Annotated in this window: 21 protein-coding genes; 6 read left to right on the top strand and 15 right to left on the bottom strand. The window is 35.3% G+C overall.

The annotated features are described in order from the left end of the window. Window positions 1–75: 75 nt before the first annotated feature. Window positions 76–1,065, top strand: coding sequence for an aspartate-semialdehyde dehydrogenase (locus Y10_RS03615; protein WP_281764001.1), 990 nt, complete (start codon window positions 76–78; stop codon window positions 1,063–1,065). A gap of 85 nt (window positions 1,066–1,150) precedes the next feature. Here the strand turns inward: Y10_RS03615 and Y10_RS03610 are convergent, their stop codons facing one another. Further along, window positions 1,151–3,835, bottom strand: a complete 2,685-nt coding sequence (locus tag Y10_RS03610; RefSeq protein WP_281764000.1) for a zinc-dependent metalloprotease — start codon at window positions 3,833–3,835, stop codon at window positions 1,151–1,153. A gap of 199 nt (window positions 3,836–4,034) precedes the next feature. On the opposite strand from Y10_RS03610, the gene Y10_RS03605 reads away from it, so the two are divergent. Beyond that, window positions 4,035–6,158, top strand: a complete 2,124-nt coding sequence (locus Y10_RS03605; RefSeq protein WP_281763999.1) for a T9SS type A sorting domain-containing protein — start codon at window positions 4,035–4,037, stop codon at window positions 6,156–6,158. 89 nt (window positions 6,159–6,247) lie between these two features. Here Y10_RS03605 and Y10_RS03600 read toward each other — a convergent pair whose 3' ends face one another. The 3 genes from Y10_RS03600 to Y10_RS03590 form a co-directional block, all read right to left on the bottom strand. Continuing rightward, window positions 6,248–6,643 carry a hypothetical protein gene (locus Y10_RS03600; RefSeq protein ID WP_281763998.1) on the bottom strand — a complete coding sequence of 132 codons (396 nt, stop codon included), beginning with the start codon at window positions 6,641–6,643 and terminating at the stop codon, window positions 6,248–6,250. An 83-nt stretch (window positions 6,644–6,726) separates the two neighbouring features. Further along, window positions 6,727–7,746 (bottom strand): phenylalanine--tRNA ligase subunit alpha, encoded by a 1,020-nt coding sequence (gene pheS, locus Y10_RS03595; protein ID WP_281763997.1) that lies wholly within the window; start codon window positions 7,744–7,746, stop codon window positions 6,727–6,729. A gap of 79 nt (window positions 7,747–7,825) precedes the next feature. Beyond that, window positions 7,826–8,443 (bottom strand): hypothetical protein, encoded by a 618-nt coding sequence (locus Y10_RS03590; RefSeq protein WP_281763996.1) that lies wholly within the window; start codon window positions 8,441–8,443, stop codon window positions 7,826–7,828. Between the two features lie 124 nt (window positions 8,444–8,567). On the opposite strand from Y10_RS03590, the gene Y10_RS03585 reads away from it, so the two are divergent. After that, a complete protein-coding gene (locus tag Y10_RS03585; RefSeq protein WP_281763995.1) occupies window positions 8,568–9,398 on the top strand; it encodes an endonuclease/exonuclease/phosphatase family protein in 831 nt (276 codons plus the stop codon). On the opposite strand, the gene Y10_RS03580 is transcribed toward Y10_RS03585, so the two are convergent. Then, window positions 9,379–9,744, bottom strand: a complete 366-nt coding sequence (locus Y10_RS03580) for a hypothetical protein (RefSeq protein WP_281763994.1) — start codon at window positions 9,742–9,744, stop codon at window positions 9,379–9,381. The two genes, Y10_RS03585 and Y10_RS03580, sit on opposite strands and share 20 nt — an antisense overlap. A gap of 71 nt (window positions 9,745–9,815) precedes the next feature. Between Y10_RS03580 and Y10_RS03575 the strand changes: the two genes are divergently transcribed. Beyond that, a complete protein-coding gene (locus tag Y10_RS03575; RefSeq protein ID WP_281763993.1) occupies window positions 9,816–10,340 on the top strand; it encodes a CvpA family protein in 525 nt (174 codons plus the stop codon). 82 nt (window positions 10,341–10,422) lie between these two features. On the opposite strand, the gene Y10_RS03570 is transcribed toward Y10_RS03575, so the two are convergent. The 10 genes from Y10_RS03570 to Y10_RS03525 form a co-directional block, all read right to left on the bottom strand. Next, window positions 10,423–12,000 carry a SulP family inorganic anion transporter gene (locus Y10_RS03570; RefSeq protein ID WP_281763992.1) on the bottom strand — a complete coding sequence of 526 codons (1,578 nt, stop codon included), beginning with the start codon at window positions 11,998–12,000 and terminating at the stop codon, window positions 10,423–10,425. A 76-nt stretch (window positions 12,001–12,076) separates the two neighbouring features. Then, on the bottom strand, window positions 12,077–12,385 hold the full coding sequence (locus Y10_RS03565; RefSeq protein WP_281763991.1) for a hypothetical protein: 309 nt from the start codon (window positions 12,383–12,385) through the stop codon (window positions 12,077–12,079). Between the two features lie 88 nt (window positions 12,386–12,473). Further along, the gene (locus tag Y10_RS03560) at window positions 12,474–13,223 is read right to left on the bottom strand and encodes a tetratricopeptide repeat protein (RefSeq protein WP_281763990.1); all 750 of its coding nucleotides are present in this window, start codon (window positions 13,221–13,223) and stop codon (window positions 12,474–12,476) included. Window positions 13,224–13,235: 12 nt separating this feature from the next. After that, window positions 13,236–15,017, bottom strand: coding sequence for a BatD family protein (locus tag Y10_RS03555; protein WP_281763989.1), 1,782 nt, complete (start codon window positions 15,015–15,017; stop codon window positions 13,236–13,238). Window positions 15,018–15,038: 21 nt separating this feature from the next. Continuing rightward, window positions 15,039–15,851: a tetratricopeptide repeat protein gene (locus Y10_RS03550; RefSeq protein ID WP_281763988.1), complete on the bottom strand. Its 813-nt coding sequence runs from the start codon at window positions 15,849–15,851 to the stop codon at window positions 15,039–15,041. Beyond that, the gene (locus tag Y10_RS03545) at window positions 15,848–16,906 is read right to left on the bottom strand and encodes a vWA domain-containing protein (protein ID WP_281763987.1); all 1,059 of its coding nucleotides are present in this window, start codon (window positions 16,904–16,906) and stop codon (window positions 15,848–15,850) included. The genes Y10_RS03550 and Y10_RS03545 overlap by 4 nt, the downstream gene beginning before the upstream one ends. Window positions 16,907–16,914: 8 nt before the next feature. Next, the gene (locus tag Y10_RS03540; RefSeq protein ID WP_281763986.1) at window positions 16,915–17,916 is read right to left on the bottom strand and encodes a vWA domain-containing protein; all 1,002 of its coding nucleotides are present in this window, start codon (window positions 17,914–17,916) and stop codon (window positions 16,915–16,917) included. 1 nt (window position 17,917) lies between these two features. Further along, window positions 17,918–19,621 (bottom strand): hypothetical protein, encoded by a 1,704-nt coding sequence (locus Y10_RS03535; protein ID WP_281763985.1) that lies wholly within the window; start codon window positions 19,619–19,621, stop codon window positions 17,918–17,920. 4 nt (window positions 19,622–19,625) lie between these two features. Continuing rightward, window positions 19,626–20,492, bottom strand: a complete 867-nt coding sequence (locus Y10_RS03530; RefSeq protein ID WP_281763984.1) for a DUF58 domain-containing protein — start codon at window positions 20,490–20,492, stop codon at window positions 19,626–19,628. Window positions 20,493–20,563: 71 nt separating this feature from the next. Then, window positions 20,564–21,565 (bottom strand): AAA family ATPase, encoded by a 1,002-nt coding sequence (locus Y10_RS03525; RefSeq protein ID WP_281764761.1) that lies wholly within the window; start codon window positions 21,563–21,565, stop codon window positions 20,564–20,566. 182 nt (window positions 21,566–21,747) lie between these two features. Here Y10_RS03525 and Y10_RS03520 point away from each other — a divergent pair, with 182 nt between their 5' ends. Together Y10_RS03520 and Y10_RS03515 are read left to right on the top strand one after the other, a co-directional pair. Then, entirely contained in the window at window positions 21,748–22,611 is an 864-nt protein-coding gene (locus tag Y10_RS03520) for an aldo/keto reductase (protein WP_281763983.1), read from the top strand. Window positions 22,612–22,623: 12 nt separating this feature from the next. Further along, window positions 22,624–23,388: an SDR family NAD(P)-dependent oxidoreductase gene (locus tag Y10_RS03515; protein ID WP_408733605.1), complete on the top strand. Its 765-nt coding sequence runs from the start codon at window positions 22,624–22,626 to the stop codon at window positions 23,386–23,388. Window positions 23,389–23,448: the final 60 nt, after the last annotated feature.

Raw genomic sequence — 23,448 nt, 5'->3', positions numbered from 1 at the left:
TTTATAAAACTGATATTTTTTATAAAATTCATTCCTCAGTTTGTGTACATTTGTAAAGATTAAAATTTATACATCATGAGAGTAGCTGTAGTAGGCGCTACCGGTATGGTAGGCGAAGTAATGTTACAAGTATTAGCAGAACGTAATTTTCCGGTTACAGAATTATATCCGGTTGCATCTGAGCGTTCTGTAGGTAAAGAAATTTTGTTTAACGGACAACCGTATAAAGTTATTGGTTTAGCAGATGCTGTTGCATTAAAACCAGATGTAGCTATTTTTTCAGCAGGTGGAGATACCTCGTTAGAATGGGCTCCTAAATTTGCTGAAGTAGGTACTACCGTAGTAGATAATTCTTCTGCATGGAGAATGGATCCTACCAAAAAATTAGTGGTTCCGGAAATCAATGCAAACGAGTTAACCAAAGAAGACAAAATTATTGCAAACCCTAATTGCTCTACCATTCAAATGGTATTGGCATTAGCCCCACTACACCGTGCATATAAAATGAAACGTGTTATTGTTTCTACCTACCAATCTGTTTCTGGTACAGGGGTAAAGGCAGTACAACAATTAGCTAACGAAGAACAAGGTGTTAAAGGCGATATGGCCTACCCTTATCCTATTTATAGAAATGCATTACCACATTGCGATGTATTTTTAGAAAATGGATACACTAAAGAAGAAATGAAATTGGCTAATGAGCCTAAAAAAATACTATCAGACGATTCTTTTTCTGTAACCGCTACCGCTGTTAGAATACCTACTGCTGGTGGACACTCAGAATCTGTGAATGTTGAGTTTGAGAATGATTTTGAACTTGGTGAGGTTCGTAAATTATTAAGCGAAACCCCAGGTGTAGTAGTACAAGATAATACAGATACTAACACCTACCCTATGCCAATATATGCGCACCAAAAAGATGAAGTATTTGTAGGTAGAATTCGTAGAGATGAAACAAACCCAAATACACTTAATATGTGGATTGTTGCAGACAATTTACGTAAAGGTGCCGCTACCAACGCTGTTCAAATTGCTGAATATTTAGTAGCCAATAAACTTATTTAAGAGATTACTTTAAAGTACATCTTAACACAGCATAAAGAAAAACCCCGGAAGTTCCGGGGTTTTTTAATAGCTATAATTTGTATTCTTATTGAATCACAATCTTTTTAGTTTCTTTACTTTCTCCATCAGATACATTTAGCATATAAACTCCAGGAGTTACATTATCTAAATTAATCACCTGATTAAAAGTTCCTGTATTTGTATAACTGTTAGCAAATACATTTCTACCTCTAATATCAAATAACTCTAAGTTTATATCTTGAGAAGAAGTACTCATTAAATGCACAGAGAAGTTACCATTATTAGGATTAGGATATACATTAAACTCAGATAACGAATTAAAGTTATCGTTTTTCATAGTAGCTTGTTGTTCACAAATTTCTAAGGTCCATGAGTTAACAGTTCCAGTATCACCTGTATAATAATCTACTGCCAATAGTTCCCAATCTCCAGGTGAGGTTAATCCATTAAAATCTGCTAACGAACCATAAGGTGCAAAAGTACCTGTTTGTGGGTTGGTACATCCTGAAGTAGCCAAAGCAGGACCATCATCATCAAAAGTAATATTAAAGGCATCTTCACCATCACAATATCTTCCCCAAAGCAACACTTGGTCACCGTTCGGATGATTTACAGCAATCACTAAATCCTCTATATAGGTATGCGAAACATCTACTGTTACATTCACATCTGTAATAGTTACATTATCTGCAACAGTAACTGTATTACTTACAACAGTACCTGGCTGGTTAGCTCCAGCTCCATCAGGAACCGCTAAAGGAGTGTTGTTAGTATATGTATAACAAGTATTAGTAACTGTATACCCAATTGCAAAAGCAACCGGATTTATATCATAAAATACATTTCCTGTTGGTTTTACCATTACTCTACAGAATGGTGCTGCTACATTAGGTACTGTAATATCTTCAGACCCGTCATTTGGTGTATTAGCTGCTAACATAGTATCATATGTATACCCACCATCGGTAGATAACATAATATCAACATTTGTTGCGCCAGGAAGACTACTCGTATTATTTACATCCCAAGTAATGGTTCTGGTTTCTCCTTGTGTCCATGAAATACCTGTTGTATTTTGAGAAGTAACATCAAATGGCCCCATAAATCCGTTTACGGTAATCATCATATCGTCTCTACTTGTTTGCCCTCCTGCAATCAACTGATTATCTCTAACAGTACAGGCAAAGTTCATAGTTCGCCCAATGTTAGGAGTCACTTCCCATGTTGGCGTAAGGTTATCTAATAAAACCGCATCTAAGCTAGGAAAATATCTCATAGGAGAAGCCACAGGAGAATTAGATCTATAATTAGGACCAGAATTATTCGTTTCTACAGGAGGTTGTGTAGAAATCTCATTATCCGTTTGCTCCCAACAATAAGTCAATGCATCACCATCGGCATCGGTTCCTACAGCCTCTAAAACAAATGGAGTTCCTTTTGGAATTGTGTAATCATTCCCAGCATTTACTACAGGCACCGTATTTCCATTAGGTGTATTGGTTGAACACGTAGCAATATTTAATACACAGCTACGCATTTCTGCAATACTAATAGCATGAAAATGATCATCAGAATTGTTTTGTACGTTAGGAGCACAAATACCCGCATATGCCATAATAGTACTACCACTACCAGGCTCTACAGCAGTAGCGTCTGTTCTATTCCCACTACAAGAATTATTAAATGTATGGTGAGCTCCAAATTGGTGTCCCATTTCGTGAGCTACGTAATCTATGTCATAGGTATCTCCTACAGGTGAAGGAGACCCCGTAATACCTCTAGCTTTGTTGGTTGTACACGGCACATTTAACTGAGCCAATCCACCACCACCAGTACTTACGGTATGTCCTATATCATAATTTGCACTACCTATAACACTATTTATAACAGTCTGGCTTTCATTAATAAGCGCATTAGCATTATCATTAGTAAAACTATCAGACGTAACATAAATAACATCTTCGTTGTTAGCAACTAACACCATAGTTACCGCCATATCTCTTTCGTAAATACCATTAACACGTGTCATGGTTACCACCATAGCAGCAAGTACTGCTGCTTTTTGTTGTGCTAGTGTTCCTGAACCTACACCTGCCTCAGCTATGTGAAAAGCGGCATATTCAATAGTACAAGCCATTGCCAATCTGTAAGATCTTAATGTGCTATCATCCATGTAAGGAGCGTTTACGCCACCTACATCTGCTACCTTACCAGCTGTGTTTCCATTATCGGTAACTAAACATTCAAAATTACGATCTTGAAACAACGCTGCTTTTTCATAAAAAATATAGTTCGATAAGTCCTTAGTATAGGTATCTATATAGCTAACACCTTCTTCTCTAAAAAACATAGCATGCAATCCAAATTGGGTAACACTAAACCTAACTGTATTTGCCGGATTTTCAATACTCTGCCCCACATAAGAAGTCAATCCAGGAAATTTAAGTGCTAGCTCATCAGCCACTACCGGAGCATTATACACTACAAAGCTCTCAAAATTTCCTTTCTTAGTTGGAAACTGAATATTTACATTAGAAATAGCACCTCCATTTCTTAAAGGTGCGCTATCTAATTGTTGCTTAAGTTGTGTAAAATCTAGATGATACAAACCATAAGCCATTGGCATAGCGTTTCTATCAAACTTCTCAAGGCCTTCTAACCTCGTTTGCTCTGTTGACCTCCATAGATCTTGTGCATACAAGCCACTAAATGACAGAAGTATACAGGTAAAAAGTAAAAGTTTTTTCATAATCAGTATTTTCTTAAGCTATAAATATCGTTATTATTTTTCTAAATAAAAATTAAGCCAACGCTAACATTTACATTATTCATAGATAAATACCTCCTGTTCATATAATCTATATAACATTATTTCTAAAAACTTAAAGTTTTTTTAATACATTCTATTATATTTGCGCGAATCTTTAAACCTTAATCCATCCCACAAGATGAAAAAAATTACATTATCAACTCTTTTTTTCTGCTTACTTAGTGGTTTAGCGTTAAATGCTCAAGAAAAAAAAGCGTTTTCAAAAAAAACAGCTCAGCAAACTATACAGCTAAACGCTACTAACCAAGCACACAAAGACGAAGCTGGAACCGTTAGATGTTTAACTACTGAAAACGAGGACAGATTACAAACTTTATATCCTAACAGATACTCTACCGAAGAATTTGAAAACTGGCTAGCTCCTAAAGTTGCGGAGATGAAACAAAAAATGGCCGCTCAAAAAACTATGGGTACGAATACCGTAGTTACTATTCCGGTAGTTGTACACGTAATACACAATGGTGATGCTGTAGGATCTAACGAAAACATTTCAGATACACGTGTAGCTTCTCAGATTACCGTTTTAAACGAGGATTACAGAAGAATGGCAGGTACACCTGGCTATAATACCAATGCAGTAGGTGCCGATACAGAAATTGAATTTTGTTTAGCACAAACAGCTCCTGATGGTAGCCTTACTTCTGGTATAGACCGTGTTAACCTTTCAGGCTACACATGGAACAATACGAATGTTGAAGGTGTATTAAAACCACAAACACAATGGGATCCAACTCAATACTTTAATATTTGGGTATGTGAATTTGGTGGTGATTTAGGGGGTATTTTAGGATATGCTCAATTTCCTTCTAACTCTGGTTTAGGAGGTTTAAATACTAATGGAGGTGCTGCAAACACTGACGGTGTTGTTTTAGACTGGAGATGTTTTGGTTCTTCTGACTACGCTGCTGGTTCTTACTTTAGCAGTTATGATAAAGGACGTACCTTAACTCACGAAATTGGACACTGTTTAGGTTTAAGACATATCTGGGGAGACTCTAGCTCTTGTGTTGTAAACGCTACAGATAGTGCCCAAGATTATTGTCCTGATACTCCAGCTGCTGCTGATGCTAATTACGATTGTAATGCAGATTATGATAGTTGTACACTAGCTGCTGGAAACGATATGACTGAAAACTATATGGATTATACCAATGATACCTGTATGAATGTTTTCACTCAAGATCAAAAAACACGTATGCTTACCGTATTGGCTAACTCTCCTAGAAGAGTAGAATTATTAAGCTCTACGGTTTGTAACGCACCAAATCCAGAAGATTATGACGGTAAAGTAGAGATAAACTCTATCAACTCTACCGCTTGTAGTAATGTAATAACTCCAATAGTAGAGTTAACTAACCTGGGGAACATTACTTTAACTTCTGCGACTATTAGTTATTATATTGATGCTAATACACCAGCTACATATAACTGGACAGGAAGTTTAGCATATGGTGCTTCTGAAACCATTACTTTACCTTCTGCTACTATTAGCGATAATAATGCACATGTATATTACGCTACTATTGCTTCTGTAAACGGAACCTCTGATATGGTAGCTTCTAACGATTCTTCTTCATATCCTTTCCAAACAGATGCGGCTATTGATATGAACTCAACGATAACTTTAGAAGTTCAACCTGATTTATATGGCTCTGAAATTACTTGGGAAATTACAAATGCTGCTGGTGCTATAGTTTACAGTGGAGGTCCTTATAACGATGGTACAGCAACTCAAAATCCATTTACAGGTGCTTATACATTTAGTAATATTGATCCATTAGATACGCAATCTATTCCTTTAAGTGTAGGCTGTTATACATTTACTATTTATGATAGTTATGGAGATGGTATCTGTGCTCTTGCAGACCTAGGGTATCCTGAAGCTGACGGATATTACTCTTTACAATCTGACGGTGTTGAGTTTGCAGGAGGTTGTGACTATACTGATAGCGAAAGTGTTTCATTTAGTGTATACGATGCATTAAGCACAGAATCTTTTAACCTAGAGCAAATTTCTTTATACCCTAACCCTGCAGGTAACACTTTAAATATTAACATTGGAAACAATGAGTTACCTACTAGCTATAGTATTTACAATACTTTAGGACAAAGAGTATTAAACAAAGGAATTGAGAACGCTCAAGATTTACAAATTAACACTAGCGCTTTAGCTACTGGTGTTTATGTAGTGAAAATTGAAAGTGGTTCTGAATCAGTTGCTTTACAGTTTATCAAAAAATAATTTGAGATAACATATCACCTATATAGGTGCAACAAAAAATCCCGCTCTTTGTAAAGAGCGGGATTTTTTATATCCTTTAAACTTAAAAACTATTTACATAAAACACCATCTATTTCCATAACAGGCAGTGGTCTCATAGCTTTATCATTAATTGTGTTTTTTCTAAACAAAAACTTTTTTTCATACATTTTATTATCCGCAAAAAAAGTAACATAAAACTCGTTATTTAATGCTAACACGGCATCTTGTACCAATTCAATTTTAGCATACCCTTTCGGTTCTATTTTCTCTACTAAATGTCTAAAAGTAGCTGTTTTGGTTTCTCCATCATATCCTTTAGAAACAATAAGTACTGTTTCTATAGCTTCATCTCTATCATTTATAATGTAAGCATTCCAATCTTTTGCTAAAAACTCTTCATTCCATTCATGAGCCATAGCTACATATACTTGTGATACTTTTGGTATTTCAATATCTTTTTTCATTTCAGAACATTCAAAAAATTAACTATAAAAAAACCATCCAAAAAAATCTCTGGATGGCACTAATGTATTTATATTTTTCTGTTTTATAAAACCGACTTAAACTGCTCAAGAAAACGCACATCATTTTCATAGAACATACGAATGTCTCCTATTTGATATAAAAGCATGGCAATACGCTCTATACCCATACCAAACGCAAAACCAGAGTACTCTTTAGAATCAATTCCACAATTTTCAAGAACATTTGGGTCTACCATTCCGCATCCCATAATTTCTAACCATCCGGTACCTTTGGTAATTCGGTAATCTATTTCATTGTTTAACCCCCAGTAAATATCCACTTCAGCACTTGGTTCTGTAAATGGGAAATAAGAAGGGCGCAATCTAATTTTAGACTTACCAAACATTTCTTTAGTAAAGTATAACAGGGTTTGTTTAAGATCTGCAAAAGAAACATCCTTATCAATATACAAACCTTCTACCTGATGGAAAATACAGTGTGAACGGGCAGAAATAGCCTCATTTCTGAATACTCTACCAGGAGAAATAGTTCTAATTGGTGGCTGGTTCTTTTCCATATAACGTACCTGTACAGAACTTGTATGTGTACGTAGTAAAACGTCAGGATTGGTTTGAATAAAAAATGTATCCTGCATATCTCTAGCAGGATGATATTCTGGTAAATTTAATGCAGTAAAGTTATGCCAGTCATCTTCTATCTCAGGACCTTCAGATACATTAAACCCAACGTTAGCAAAAATTTCAATAATCTGATTTTTCACCAAAGAAATAGGATGTCTAGACCCTAAGTTAATAGGCTCAGCCGGACGTGTTAAATCGCCATAAACGCCTTTATCTTCTTCCTTATTTTCTAGCGCTTCACGAATATCGGCAACTTTAGTCTCTGCTTTGGTTTTTAAAGCATTGATAGTTTGCCCAAATTCTTTCTTCATTTCGTTAGGAACATTTCTAAACTCAGCAAAAAAATCATTTAAGATTCCCTTCTTTCCTAAATATTTAATTCTGAAAGCTTCTAAATCTTCTTTTGAGGTTGCCTCAAACTTTTCTACCTGAGCAATATGCTCCTTAATTTTATCAATCATGGCTTTTTCTTATGGAAGGCAAATTTAATAATTTTTTTGTGTACACCTCCTTATACACTAACAATCTATCTAAAATAGATTAATTTATAGCTGCTCGTAGCTTGGTTAGCTCGGTTTCAGACAATCCCCATTCCTCCATAACATCAATGCTTAAAAAGATAACTTTCATATTCGGAATGTCTTTAAGTTGCTCATACCACTCAAATGATTGCTTATTTAAACGACGCATCAACTTTGGCTTCAAAAAATCCCAATTCGCCCAACTTATTACAATATATCCATCATAAATCTTATCCATTCCTTCTGGTTGCTCTGCTATTTGAAATGCTTGTATTTTATCTAACCAAAAAGCTATTGTTTTATCTTCTGTGTAAGGTTGTGTATTAATAGCATCTATCTCATTCTTTACCTGAGTGCATTCTCCCTTACTCCATACATTACTTACAAAAAAACCGTCTTTATTATAAAATTGAACATTTGGTATGGTAAGCCCTTCCGCATTGCTTAAAGCTACTAATTCCTTAAGCCCCTTTAAATAATAAAGATCATTATCATGATATACTACTTTATTGTTATCTAATTCCTCTATTAAATCATTAGAACTTTTAGGTATTATTTCATCGGGAGTTTTCTGAGCATAACCACAATCTAACAACATATAGAAAATTGCAGTAATTAAAAACAAAGTGTTATTCATGGATATATATTAAAACTTCTAATGTAAAGTATTTATAAAATACAGCCAATAACGTTAACAAATAATTTACCTCATCTATCTATTTTGCTACTACTTTTGTAATACTATACTAAAGTTACTACCTATGAAAAAAATATTCTTAATCGCTGGTCTGTTTGTAGTATTTCAGACTTCCTTTTCACAAGAAATTAATATCATGACCTATAACATTAGGTATGGTAATGAGACTGACGATGAAAACTCTTGGAGTTTTAGAAAAGAAGCATTGGTAAACTTAATCAATTACTATAGCCCCGATGTAATGGGCACCCAAGAAGGCTTACAATATCAACTAGAATACATAGCTAAAAATTCTTCTTATAAATACATTGGCGTGGGTAGAGATAATGGCAAAAAGGAAGGAGAATATTCCGCTATATTTTACAATAGTAAAAAATTTAAAGTGCTAAAATCGGCAACTTTTTGGTTGTCACCAACACCAGATGTACCCAGCAAAGGATGGGACGCTGCTTTAAATAGAGTATGCACCTATGGATTATTTGAAAACAAAGAAACCAAAAGTAGATTTTATGTGTTTAATGCACATTTTGATCATGTTGGGGTACAGGCAAGAGCAGAAGCCGCCAAACTAATGCTACTAAAATTGAAGGAATTAAATACAGACAACCTGCCAGCATTTGTTACTGGAGATTTTAACTTAACTCCAGCATCTGAGCCTATTCAAATATTTAGCCAACAACTTAATGATAGCTACACCCACAGCACTACAAAACCTTATGGCCCTGCAGGTACATGGAACGCTTATCATTTCTCAGAAAACCCTGTAAACCGAATCGATTATATTTTCACCAGCGGTAATTTAAAAGTGCTAAAATACCGCACTATTACAGACTTTTACGATTTTAAGTATCCGAGCGATCACTTACCTGTGCTTATTACAGCTCTTCAGGAATAAAATCTCTTTCGGAGAAATACTGTACAATCGCTTCTTTCATTAATATAGACTGCTCTCCTGCTTTTAAAGCAGGTAGTTGCTCTTTAATAGTGTAATGTGGCCAGCCGTCTGCATCTACATGATCAAACTCATAGTAGCCATAAGGCTCTAACAACCTACATATAGCTATATGCATTAAGTTTAGTTTATCATCCTTTTTAAACCTACGGTGTAACTGTCCTAATTCTTGTACACCTATTAAATATATAATAGCATCTAAGTCTAACTGATCTCCATCGGCAAACTTGTCCGATAGGCTGGTAACTATATAGTCCCAGTATTTTTTTAATTGCTCATCTCTAGCCATATCCTAACGCGTTTAGCAACGGCAAAGTTACAAATAACTAATTCGGAAAGTTTATATTTGTTAAAATTTAAATGATGAACTACTTAGACATCGTATTGGGAGCCCTTTTACTGTTTGGTTTAATACGTGGTTTTATGAAAGGCCTATTACTAGAGGTTGCCACATTTATTGCATTTATAGCTGGTATATATGTAGCTATACACTTTTCGTTTTATGTAAGTGATTATTTAGCAACTATAGTAGATTGGGAACCGAACACGCTAAACTTAGTAGCCTTTGCCATAACGTTTATGGTAGTAGTTCTTATTATTTATCTTTTAGGGAAACTGTTAACAAAAGCTGCAGATGCCGCTACATTAGGGCTTACCAATAAATTTTTAGGTGCGCTCTTCGGATTTTTAAAAATGGGGCTGATACTAAGTGCCTTATTACTCTTTTTTAATGCCACCAATAACCTAGTTAGGTTTGTAGATAAAAAAACTTTAGACGAATCTATTTTATACCAACCGCTTAACACTGCTGGCAGATTTATATTTCTGAAAGTTATAGAAAGTGGTATAGATACAGAAGAATTAGAAAAGCTAGATATTAAATAGGCTACCCTAATACAAACTCTTGGGTAGCCTATTTGTAACAAACACAATATAGATATTCAAATTTCTATAACAACGCAATACACTAATGCCCAGAAGCAGAAACAACGCCAAAAAAAGCTAGATAGCTATCAGGGTTGTCAACAACTCCTTTTTCAGATATTAGTTTAATATGAATATTTCTTGCTTTGGCTTTATAAGAGAAATCTTCTAGTATCTCCACTATATCATTGTCTAAATATTTTGTACCTCTAACATCTAATTCTAGAAAAGAATGTTCAGGTATACTTTCCAGCTCTCGTAAAATAGCACCCTTATTAAAAAAGGTTACCTCTTCTGCTAAACGCATGGTAAAGTGATGATGGTCTGCACTTTCTTTCTTATGTAAAAAATGAGAATTTCGATAACTTTTTACCAAGACTATTAACACGCCAATGGCTAACCCTACACCAATACCCCAAAGCAAATCTTTAAACACAATGAGCACTATAGTTACTATAAAAGGTAAAAACTGTTTACGCCCTGCCTTCCACATGGTTACAAACAAAGACGGTTTTGCCAATTTATACCCCACTACAAACAACACTGCTGCCAAAGCAGAAAGCGGAATCATATTAAGTAACTTAGGAATTAATATAACAGATATTAGCAATAAAAAACCGTGTAGTATTGCAGACATTTTAGATTTGGCATTAGACTGTATGTTAGCAGAACTACGCACAATTACCTGTGTTATAGGCAAACCACCAATTAAGCCAGAAACAATATTACCCGTACCTTGAGCCAATAACTCTCTATTCGTAGGTGTCACCCTTTTTTCAGGGTCTATTTTATCGGTTGCTTCTACACTCAACAACGTTTCTAAACTTGCCACTAAGGCAATGGTAAACGCAACAATATAAACTTCTTTATTTCCTAAGGCATCAAAATTAGGAAAGCTAAACTGCCCCAAGAAACTATCTATACCTTCTGGCACTGGCACTCTTACTAAATGGTTAGGTGCTATAGCTAATAAATTATTTCCCTGAAATACATTGAATAATAAAATACCCACAACCACAGCTACTAAAGGGCCCTGGATTAACTGAAAAATTTTTGATTTCTTAGCTAATACAGTACTCCACAGTATTAGTATTAACAAAGCTATAATACCCACCAATGTTGCCCCTGGTGAAATGTGGTTTACTGCCGATAGAATTTCAGATAAGGTATTTTCACCATCAACTTGAATAAACTCCCAGTCTCCTTCTGGGTCTTTATCGTATCCAAAAAAATGAGGTATTTCTTTTAAAATAATTAAAATCCCAATACCGGTAAGCATTCCCTTAATAACCGAATTAGGAAAATAATACCCAATAACACCTGCCTTTATAATACCAAAAACCAATTGAATTATGCCGGCCAACACCACCGCTACCAGAAAATTTTCATATCCTAACTTTAAAATGGCTGCAGCAACAATGGCTGCTAAGCCAGCCGCAGGACCACTAACACCTAAAGACGAACCACTTAAGCTACCTACTACAACACCACCAACAATACCAGCAATTAACCCCGCAAACGGCGGTGCTTCACTAACCAATGCAATTCCTAAACAAAGGGGTAGTGCTACAAAAAATACAATGATACTAGCAGGAATATCATTTTTTAATGTTTTAAACATATGAGTGAATGAATTAGTTATAACAATAATTAAAAAATAACGGCATTAGCTATAAAATAGCCGCTTACAAAAATTGTTACGCTAATTCGGGAGGGTGGGTAGTCTTGTTACTATCGTGTATTGTATATTCTGGCTGATAAAAATAGTATAAAGCAGTACTCTTTAATGGCAATAGAACAATAACATCTTTGTTTAAAACAAATAAATCTATAGTCTTATATACGGTATTATTTTCACCTTCAGAACTATCTTCCTCTTCTTCCTCTAAAATGGTACAAACACGCACATCAGTGTTGCTCTGTAGTACTGCCTTTAAAGCTGTAGGCAAAAAACAGAACATTATAAGCAATAATATAAAGGGTACTATATTGTGCTTGTTTTTCATTTTTTATTAAGAAAAATCTACTTACAAACCACAATATAATAAAAATTGATATATTATAAACCGTTATATACCAAAACAGCCTTTAAACTTATAATTTTTTAATAGCAGATTTTTTTAACCAGCCTACTTTACCATCTTCCAAAGCAATTCTTCTCCATCCGTTTAAGTCGTTTAACACTTTAACTTTGGTTCCTTCATGTAAGGTAAAAATAGGGTTAGAACCTTCGTTAGGTTCAGGGTTTACATCTGCCGCCGCAGAAAAAACAATAGCATACTTACTATTCTTTGCTTTAACATATTGCAATTCGGCAAAATAGACGCTAACTGCAGACCCAATAAACATAATACAGCCCAGAACAAAAAACAATCGTTTTTTCCAACTGGCATACACAAGATTATATACCGAAATAAATACCACAAAGGCTATTAAAAGCGTCACTGCAATTATGGCCCAAGCATCAAAATGCAAAGCACCTACAGTGTTCTGTTTAAATTTATCCCAACTGGTTAATGGCAACGGTGTAATAGCGTCTACCGTCATGTTTTGTGCAAAGGCTCTATTATTTTTAATATCGGCATCATTTGGTGCCAATTGCAATGCTTTCTCATAATAATAAATACTGGGCGCTATATCACTTAATTTATAGTGTGCATTCCCCAAATTAAAATACAAAGCAGCAGACTCCTCACCTGCATTTAAAATAGCTTCATACTTTTGTATAGCTTCTTCGTACTTACCAGAATTATATAAATCGGTTGCCTCTTTAAACAATGCATTATTTTGTGCAAAGCCTAATGAAGTTATTAATAACAATAGTATATAAACAAAATTCTTCATCACTTATCTACTTTAAATTTGTTTATCAATTTTAGTAATACTACTTGCTGCCTTATCATAATCTTGCTGCATGGTTACATTAGATGCCGGAGAATACCTAGCCAATTCACAACTTTCTAATAAACTAACAAACTCGGTTACATCTTCAGCGGTTACTCCTTTTTCATCTAACAGATGCGCTATTTTTTCTTTACTGAATTCTGAAGTTTCAATATGTAGTTTCGCTTTCAGGTAATTATGCAATGCCTTTTCTAAAGCTATATAAAACGCCTCTTTATCTCCTAAAGTTTTACGAGCAGTAGACAAATATTTCTTCGCTAATTTGTTAGCCTTTCTAATTTTATTACCCTGCACATCTGCCCTATAAGCTTCCCTTTTATTTCTAGATACTATTACTATAGGTATAAATAGCAATGGTAACACCATGAGTATATAAAACATGGTAGATTTATAGAAGTAACTTTTAGTAATAGGCTCTAATTCAGGATCTATTTTAATAAACCTAAAATCGTTACCATTGGTTACTACTTGTTGCTTGCCCGTTACTGCATTTGCAGTTGTAGGCTCATTAGTAACAACCTGATTATTAACTGGCCCTGTGGTTACATTGATAATCTTTTCACCAGAATCAATAGTTTTATATTTTCCTGCTTTCGGATCAAAATACGTGAACGATACAGACGGAATTGGATACTTACCCTTGTACCTAGCAACAATAGTATAATTTTCGGCTACGCTACCTTCCATACCGGTAAGTTTGGTAGTAACCTTTTCTTCGTACTCTGGGTCGTACGTTTCTAAAGCACTTGGTGTTTTAAGTTTAGGTAAACTCAACAGTTTTAAATTACCATTACCAGATACTCTAACACGAGCGTCTAAAGATTCATTAGCCTCTAAAGAATCTCTGGATATCTCCACTTTAAAATCGAATTGTCCAACGGCACCTGAGAAACTTTCGGGTTTACCCTCTGTAGGCAATGGTTTCACATTAATAGTTCTAGTACCTGCTGATACTCTTTTTGTAGTGTTTACATAGATAGGTCTACCAATAAAATTTCGTCTATTAGTAGGTACCTCAACCCCTACATCAATGGTTAGCGGTTCTATTTCTAGTTCACCAGCCTGTTGCGGATATAAAGCAACCTTTTTAAGGGTGGCTACTCGGTAGCGTTTTCCGTTATAAAGTTTGGTTTCTGTATTATACCCCTTTGTCTCAATATTCTGATTCCAGAAGTTGCTATACTTTGGGTCGTCTATTACATCAAATTGATTTACCCCTATATCTGTGGCAAAATAAAGCTTATAGGTTACAGATATAGGCTCGTTTACATACGGATTGGTTTTAGAAACTTCTGCCATAAGCAGTAACTTATCTCCTAAATCTTCATCTACTCCAGGTATAGCATTAGGGTCGTCAACAGCTTTTGTTACCTCTATTTCTATAGGCATGGTTTTGTACACCTTACCATCTACCTCAATAGTGGCTTGGCTAATAACTACCTTGCCTACCTCTGAAGGCTGAAGAATATACGAATAACTTCTTGAAAAAGAACGCACTCCATTATTCCACACATTACTTACCTGCTGTGCAGGACCCGAGATAATTCTAAAACCTTCAAAACTAGGTCTTGTAAAATTATCTCCATCTTTATTCTCAATAGTAAAATCTACACGTAGTCGTTGATTTACACCCAATTTCTTTTTGCTCACATTTGCCGTAAACGATACCTCATCGTTTTGTGCATTTGCAAAGCTTATAAACAAAAGTATAAACAGTGTTACTAATTTTTTCATCTTAAAAGTTGCTTGTTAAGATTACCAGTCTTTTTCTGTTTTCACCGGAATACCTTTTACTTTTTTGGTATTCTGTTTTTCCTGAACATTTTTATCTTCTTGCTCTATAGCTCTAAGCATACGTTTTATTTGCTCAGGAGAAGCTTTAGACTTACTCTGCTCTGGTGGTTGCCCATCTTTTGGCTGGTCAGGATTTTTTTGCTGCTCATTATTCTTTCCTTCATTCTGCTGCTCATCCTTTTCGTCGTTGCCTTGGTCTTTCTTACTATTCTTGTTCTTATCGTCGTTCTTATTCTTTTTATCTTCTTGGTTTTGGTCTTTGTTCTTATCCTTATCTTTATCATTATCATCACCGCCACCATTTTTTTGTTCATCTTCCAACATCTTTTTGGCTAACGCATAATTGTACCTCGTTTCATCATCGGTAGGGTCATTAATCAAGGCTTGCTTATATGCTCCTACCGCATTTTGGTACATCTTCTCTTTCATAAACACATTCCCTAAATTATGGTATGCCTTATGTTTTTCGGCTTTGGTTTCTGCTTGCTCAGCTGTTTCCTTAAAACGCAAAGCTGCCTCGTCATAAGTTTCTTTGGTATAGTATGCAGTACCTAAATTATATCTGGCTGTAGTGTTGTCTTTATAATCAGAAATGGCTTTTCTATAGCTTCTTTCTGCTTCTACATACGCATCCCCTTTTAATTCCTCATTGGCACTATAGGTATAATTTTCAGATTTAACTTTGGCACGTTCTAACTCTTTATCCTTATCATCTTGAGCATTTGACAACGTAAAGCCAAACATAGTTATTACTATAAAAACTAATCTCTTCATGCTTGCTTTTCTTTTTCATTAAACAAATTCAACATTTGTACCCATTTTGTTTTCTTCTCTAGCATAAACACATCTATTATTAGCAAAAACATACCTGCTGCTAAAAACCATTGAAACTGGTCTTCATAGTCGGTATATTCTTTTGCCTCAAAAGTGGTTTTATCCATTTTGTTTAATTCCTCTATAACCTTTGTAACAGCTGCATCGGTATTGTCTCCATTAATGTAAATACCATTTCCTTCTTCTGCAATCTGTTTTAAATTAACCTCATTTAAACGGGTAACTACTGTTTGTCCGTTACCATCTTTCTTATACTCCTCTAGAATACCTCTACTATCTTTAATAGGTATTCTACCTCCTTTGGCAGTTCCTACCCCAATAGTAATAATTTTAATTCCTTTATCTGCTGCCTCTTCAATAATCGTTTTCATTTGGTTATCATTCTCTTCATGGTCTTCCCCATCAGAAATAATAAACAAAATTCTACTGGCTTGGTTATCATCGTTATAATAGGTACCTGCTAATTTAATAGCTTGATCTATAGCTGTACCTTGCGATGAAAGCATATCGGTATTCATGCTTTTTAAAAACATATTTGCCGCCGAATAATCTGTAGTAATAGGCAATTGCGGGTATGCTTGCCCGGCGTAGGCTATAATACCAACTCTATCACTTACAAGTTTATCCATAATTTCAGAAACCACGTGTTTTGCCTTTTCAATTCTACTAGGTGCAATATCTTCTGCCAACATACTCTTAGATACGTCTACCGCAAAAACAACATCTACCCCTTCTCTTTTAACCGTTTCTAATTTGGTTCCTATTTTAGGGTCTACCAACGCTATTACTAGCAAAGCAATGGCCAATAAAAATACAATTACTTTTAAAATAGGCTTAAATATAGATTTTTCTGGCGCAAGCTTTTTTAACAACGCATCAGAGGCAAACTTTTTTTGCGTTTGCTTTTTCCATAATTGAATACCTATGAAAATCAAAAGCAATACTGGAATTACCGCTAATCCGTAAAAATATATTTTTTCATCAAAGTCTATCATAATCCGTTTTATATAAAACTTCTAAACACTGTATTTTTTAATAAAAACTCAAGCATTAATAGTATAAGCCCTGCAATAACAAAGGGTCTGTACTTCTCGTCATAGTTGGTAAACTTAAACTCCTCTATCTCGGTTGTTTCCAACTTGTTTATTTCATCATAAATATCTTGTAAAGACGAGTTACTTGTTGCTCTAAAGTAAGTTCCCTCGGTACGTTCTGCAATGGCTTTTAGCAAATCTTCATCTATCTGTACTTTCTTTAAACCATACCTAAAACTACCGTCTGCGTTGTACGCAATAGGAGTTCTTGCCATACCGTTAGACCCAATACCAATGGTATACACTTTAATACCAAAAGCAACCGCAAGCTCAGCGGCATCTATAGGCTCTATAGATCCGGCAGTTTTAACACCATCGGTAAGTAAAATAATTATTTTACTTTTTGCCTTACTATCTTTTAAGCGGTTTACTGCCGTAGCTAAACCAGAGCCAATAGCAGTACCATCTTCTACAATTCCGTTTTCTATTTCTTCTAAAGCACGCTTTACAATACTTTTATCACTAGTAATAGGTGTTTTAGTAAAACTCTCTCCACCGTACACTACCAAACCAATACGGTCGTTAGGGCGTTCATCTATAAAATCGGTTGCTACTTTTTTCAGTGCCTTTAATCTGTTTGGTCTCAAATCTTGTGCCAACATACTAGAAGACACATCTATAGCCATCACAATATCTATCCCCTTGGTAGTTTTTGTTTGCGAGCTAACATCAGAAGTTTGTGGCCTTGCCATTGCCACTATAAACGCAGCCAACGCCAATAACCTTAGCACAAATAACATTGGCTTAAACTTAGCTAAAAAAGAACCTTTTACTTTAAACCCTTTTACGCTAGATACCTTAAGGGCAGCTGTTTGTTCTTTTCTGCGCCATATATACCACCCTATTAATACTGGAAGTACTAAAAACAACCAGAAAAAATGTGGATTCGCAAATTCAATTTCTTTAAACATGTTACTCCTGTTTCGTATTTTCGTTAGCTAAGGTATTCACTTCAATAGAGGTTTCTATTCGGTCTACTACCTTATCTATGTACTCATCATTTTTAAACTCGTTGTACACAATTAAAATGTTCTGTTGGTACGTATCTCCTTTAAACGATATTAACTGATAGGTAGCATCAATAGGTTCTTCATCTTCTTCTTTCTCTTTCCAACTAAAAGAACCATACATTTTATTTCCTTCTACGCCATCTTTACTAATAAACTCTTCTTCTTTCGTAAGCAAATTTTCTGCCCCTGCAGCCTCTAAGTCATCTAAATAAATCTGCTTCATAAACTCAGGAATGGTAACTCCACTGTTAGGGTTAGCAACCTCTGGTTTTAAATTTACGGTACTTACAGCCACATAAAAATTATCTCTTACTCCGTTCCCCATGGTAAACATTTTACCACTGGCTATTACTTGCTCTACTTCTTCCGGCAATACCAATTTGGTACGCTTTAATACTTCTGGTGTTTCTATGCGTACAGGAGGTATCCCATAATCACTCACTGTCCATTCACCTTCCAGCATTAATTTAGACTCATGGCCTGTAACTGTATCATACACATACGTTGGACCATAATACCAAATAAAGCCTCCTATGGTTAAAAGTATGGTTAACATACCCGCAGCCACTACAATAAGAATATTTTTCTGTTTCTTTTTCTTAAGCAGTAATTCTTGGTAAGCTTCTGTTTGTGCCAGTTCTTCTTCAGTAGGTTCTGGTAAAGATTCATTGGTTTCTACAACCACATGTTGTATAACTTTTTTATCATTACTTACCTGATTATCATCGGGTGTAGAACGTGCAAACTTAACCAAGTCGGCAGTCTGTAAAACACGCTTAAAGTTATTAATGGTTTCCTGCTCTAACCTTACACCACCTTTTTCTTGTAGCATCTCTATTTTTGCAAAAAGCTCATCGGTAGTAGACTCTAAAGCATCTATATGAACTTCTTCTTCTAAGTAGCGTTTTACAATAGTAGTTAACTCAGAATAGTATCCTTTATAATTAGACTCTAATAAATATTTAGAATTTTCCAATCCGTCTAACTCCTGAATAGCTCTTTCAAAGGGTGGCAACAAGGCTATTTTTTCCTCTTCGGTCAATGGTTTTTTTCTTATTAAAAACCAGTACACTATAAAGGCAATAATAGCAATAGGAATTAAAGCCCAAAGGAGTAGTGTAAAATCAAAACTATTTCTACCCTCTACCTCAACAAGAGGTTTAATATCGTACATCTTTTGCTTGGTAGTATCTACTTCTACACCAGCTACAGAAACCAATAAAGAATCTAACAAATACGGCTTCTCATTAACTAAAATAAGTTGCTTAGGAATATAATATGTACCCGAGTCAAACTTAGACAGTGCATATTTTTTTACCCAAGTAAACTTTTTATTGCTTTTAATAGTATCAGTTTTGTAAGCCTCTACCATTTCTAAAGGCACAAATGTTTGTCCTTCCGGAAAAATAACTTGTGCAGTAGAATCGGTTTCCACCGATACCTTATACATTATTTGCTCTCCTATTTTAATGGAGGTTGTATCTACTTCTTTGGTAACCTTCGGAGCTTCTTGAGCCCAGGTGGCAAAACACGCAAAAAACACGAACAATGCACTTACGCTCCATTGTGTGTGTTTTGTAGTTATTACCCGTTGCAACATATTCATAGTTTTACCCTCTTCTTTTAAAATAACCCAATAGTTTTTTTACATAATTTTCATCTACCCTGCTAGCCAAAGTACCACTACCACTTTTACTAAACACTTCTTCAAAATAGGCTACATTATCTTTGTAATACTTGGTGTATGCATTTCTAACACTTTTAGACCCGGTATTTACCAGCACTAATTCACCCGTTTCACTATCCTTCATTTGCACCAACCCAATATTAGGCATAGCTTCCTCTTTTGCATCGTACACTCTAATACCCGTAAGGTCATGTTTCTTTCCAGCAATTTTAAGTGTTTGTTCATAACCAGAATCCATAAAATCAGACAACACAAAAGAAATTGCCTTCTTCTTCATTACACTGCTTAAAAACTTCAACGCTTCTGCAATGTTAGTACCTTGGCTCTTAGGCTCAAACTCTAACATTTCACGTATAATTCTTAAAACATGAGATTTCCCTTTTTTAGGAGGTATAAACAACTCTATCTGATCGGTAAATAAAATAACCCCAATCTTATCATTGTTCTGTAGTGCCGAAAAAGCAAGAGTAGCTGCTATTTCAGTAATAATTTCTCTTTTAAAAGCGTCTTGTGTACCGAAGATTTCAGAACCAGAAACATCTACCATAAGCATCATGGTAAGCTCTCGTTCTTCTTCAAAAACTTTAATATACGGCTCGTTATAACGTGCCGTTACATTCCAGTCTATATTTCTTACATCGTCTCCAAACTGGTACTGGCGCACCTCAGAAAATGTCATCCCTCTACCTTTAAAAGTAGAATGATATTCACCTCCAAAAATATGGTCAGACAGTCGGCGTGTCTTTATCTCAATTTTTCGTACTTTCTTTAATAGCTCCTTAGTATCCATTGTATCCAAATTCAGTTATGGTTGTTATTGGCTGGTAGCAGTTAGTAAGCTACCTTAGTTAAGGCAACTGATTAAGGTACTTCAATCTCGTTCACTATTTTATTTACAATATCTACAGAACTAATATTCTCAGCCTCTGCTTCATAGGTAATTCCTATTCTGTGTCTTAATACATCGTGTACTACCGCTCTTACATCTTCTGGTACTACATACCCTCTACGTTTTATAAATGCATAACATTTAGCAGCGTTAGCAAGGTTAATACTACCCCTTGGCGAAGCCCCAAAACCAATTAAAGGTTTTAAGCTTTCAAGATTGTATTTTTCAGGATAACGTGTAGCAAAAATAATGTCTAAGATATAGCGCTCAATCTTCTCATCCATGTACACTTCTTTCACAGCTTCTTGCGCTCTTAAAATCTGTTCTGTAGTAACAACGGGATTTACCGTTTCAAAAGAACCTTTAAGGTTGGCTCTAATAATTAATTGCTCCTCATCTAACTTAGGATAATCAATTACTGTTTTTAACATAAAACGGTCTACCTGTGCTTCTGGTAATGGGTACGTACCTTCTTGCTCTACCGGGTTTTGTGTTGCCATTACTAAAAATGGCTTGTCTAACACAAAAGTTTCATCTCCAATAGTAACTTGCTTTTCCTGCATGGCTTCTAACAAAGCCGACTGCACTTTTGCAGGGGCACGGTTAATCTCATCCGCTAGCACAAAGTTGGCAAATATAGGTCCCTTCTTAATAGAAAAGTCATTCTCTTTAATGTTGTAAATTAGTGTACCCACTACATCGGCAGGTAACAAGTCTGGTGTAAACTGAATACGACTAAAAGATCCTTGCACTGCTTTAGACAGGGTATTAATAGCCAACGTTTTTGCTAATCCTGGCACACCTTCTAAAAGTATGTGTCCACGCCCTAGTAATCCAATCAATAATCTTTCTACCATGTACTTCTGCCCCACAATCACCTTGTTCATCTCCATCATCAACAGGTCTATAAAAGCACTCTCTCTCTCTATTTTCTCATTAATTTTACTAATGTCAACGGTATTCGTTTGCTCCATCATATTTATATTTTGTTGGGTAAATCTATCGTTCAAAATTTTAACAACGCAAATTGTCAATTTTATAGTAGTACAGCTGTTAATAATTGGTTAAAAATTAACAACAATACCACATTTTAAGTAAGTTTTAGCGTTAGAAGCGCTACCTTAGATATATATTTTCAGAGCAAAACGTTAAATTAATGAAAAATTTACAAATATCTCATTTGGTAGCTGGCACAATGACTTGGGGGCAATGGGGTAAAAAATTAAGAACTAAAGAAATGGTTGCGCTACAACATTTCTATTTTGAGCAAGGTATTACCACTTTTGACCATGCCGACATCTACGGTAATCATACTACAGAAGCCGACTTTGGAAAGGCATTTGCCGCTAGTGGTCTTGACCGTGAAAAAGTACAATTTATTACCAAATGTGGTATACAAATGGTAGGCAAAAACCGTAGCCACAAAGTAAAGCATTACAACTACTCTAAAGAGCATATTATAAAAAGTGTTGAAACTTCTTTAGAGCATTTACAAACCGAATATTTAGATATTTTATTACTGCACAGACCTAGCCCTTTATTAGACCCAAAAGAGGTTGGAGAAACAGTAAATAAACTTATTGAAACCGGAAAAGTAAAACACTTTGGAGTATCTAATTTTACCCCTACACAAACCAATCTTTTAAGTGAATATGTACCTGTAGAAACCAACCAGATTGAGTTTTCTTTAACTACACACGAAGCCATGTTTGATGGTACTTTAGACCATATGATGCTAAAGAAAATTAAACCTATGGCTTGGAGTCCGCTTGGCAATTACTTTAAAAAACAATACCCCGGATTAAAGCAACTCATGCCTAACTTATGTGAAAAATATAAGGTAGAAGAAGATGCGCTTTTAATAGCTTGGATTATGAAACATCCTGCAGCTATTGTTCCGGTAATTGGTACTACGCAACCGAAACGAATTAAGAAAGCTATTGAGGCTAAAAATATTCCGTTAAGCCTGGAAGATTGGTTTATGATGTTAGAAGTAGTTTCTGGTAATCCAGTACCCTAATTTTAAATATGTATGATGAATAACACAACAAAAATAGCCCTTGTTACCGGGGCTACTAGCGGTATAGGTAAAGCAACAGCCGAACTATTTGCTAAAAATGGTATTGATTTAATTATTTGTGGAAGACGCGAAGATAGATTAGCCGCAATGAAAGCTGAACTTTCTTCTATGGTAAAAGTACATACCTTGGCTTTTGATGTAAGCAACAAAGAGGCTGTTTTAGCTGCCATTGATAGTATACCTGAAGCGTTTTCTAATATTGATATTTTGATTAACAACGCTGGTAATGCACATGGTTTAGACCCTATACAAGAGGGTAGTTTAGATGATTGGGATGCCATGATAGATATTAATGTAAAAGGGTTATTGTATGTTTCTAAAGCTATTATTCCGGGAATGATTGCCCGTAAAACAGGACATATTATTAATATTGGTTCTATTGCAGGTAAAGAAGTATACCCTAACGGAAATGTATATTGTGCCACCAAACATGCTGTGAATGCTTTAAACAAGGCTATGCGCGTAGACCTTTACGGAAAAGGAATACGTGTAGGTGCGGTACACCCTGGATTGGTAGAAACTGAATTTAGTGATGTACGCTTTAAAGGAGATACCGAAAAAGCTAAAACAGTTTACCAAGGGTTTGAACCTTTAACCGGACATGATATTGCTGATGTAATACACTTTGTTGTTACCCGCCCATACCATGTAAACATCTCAGATTTATTGATATTGCCTACCGCTCAGGTATCGGCAACGATGACATATAAAGAGTAGATTTCTTTGTTAAATTAAAAAAAATAAAAAACGCTGTTTGAAATTTCAAACAGCGTTTTT

Origin of the sequence: Neptunitalea lumnitzerae, from assembly GCF_027924185.1 — a bacterium.
Lineage (GTDB): Bacteria > Bacteroidota > Bacteroidia > Flavobacteriales > Flavobacteriaceae > Neptunitalea > Neptunitalea lumnitzerae.
The sequence above is the reverse complement of the archived record's forward strand: the minus strand, read 5'-3'. Positions and strand labels throughout refer to the sequence as shown.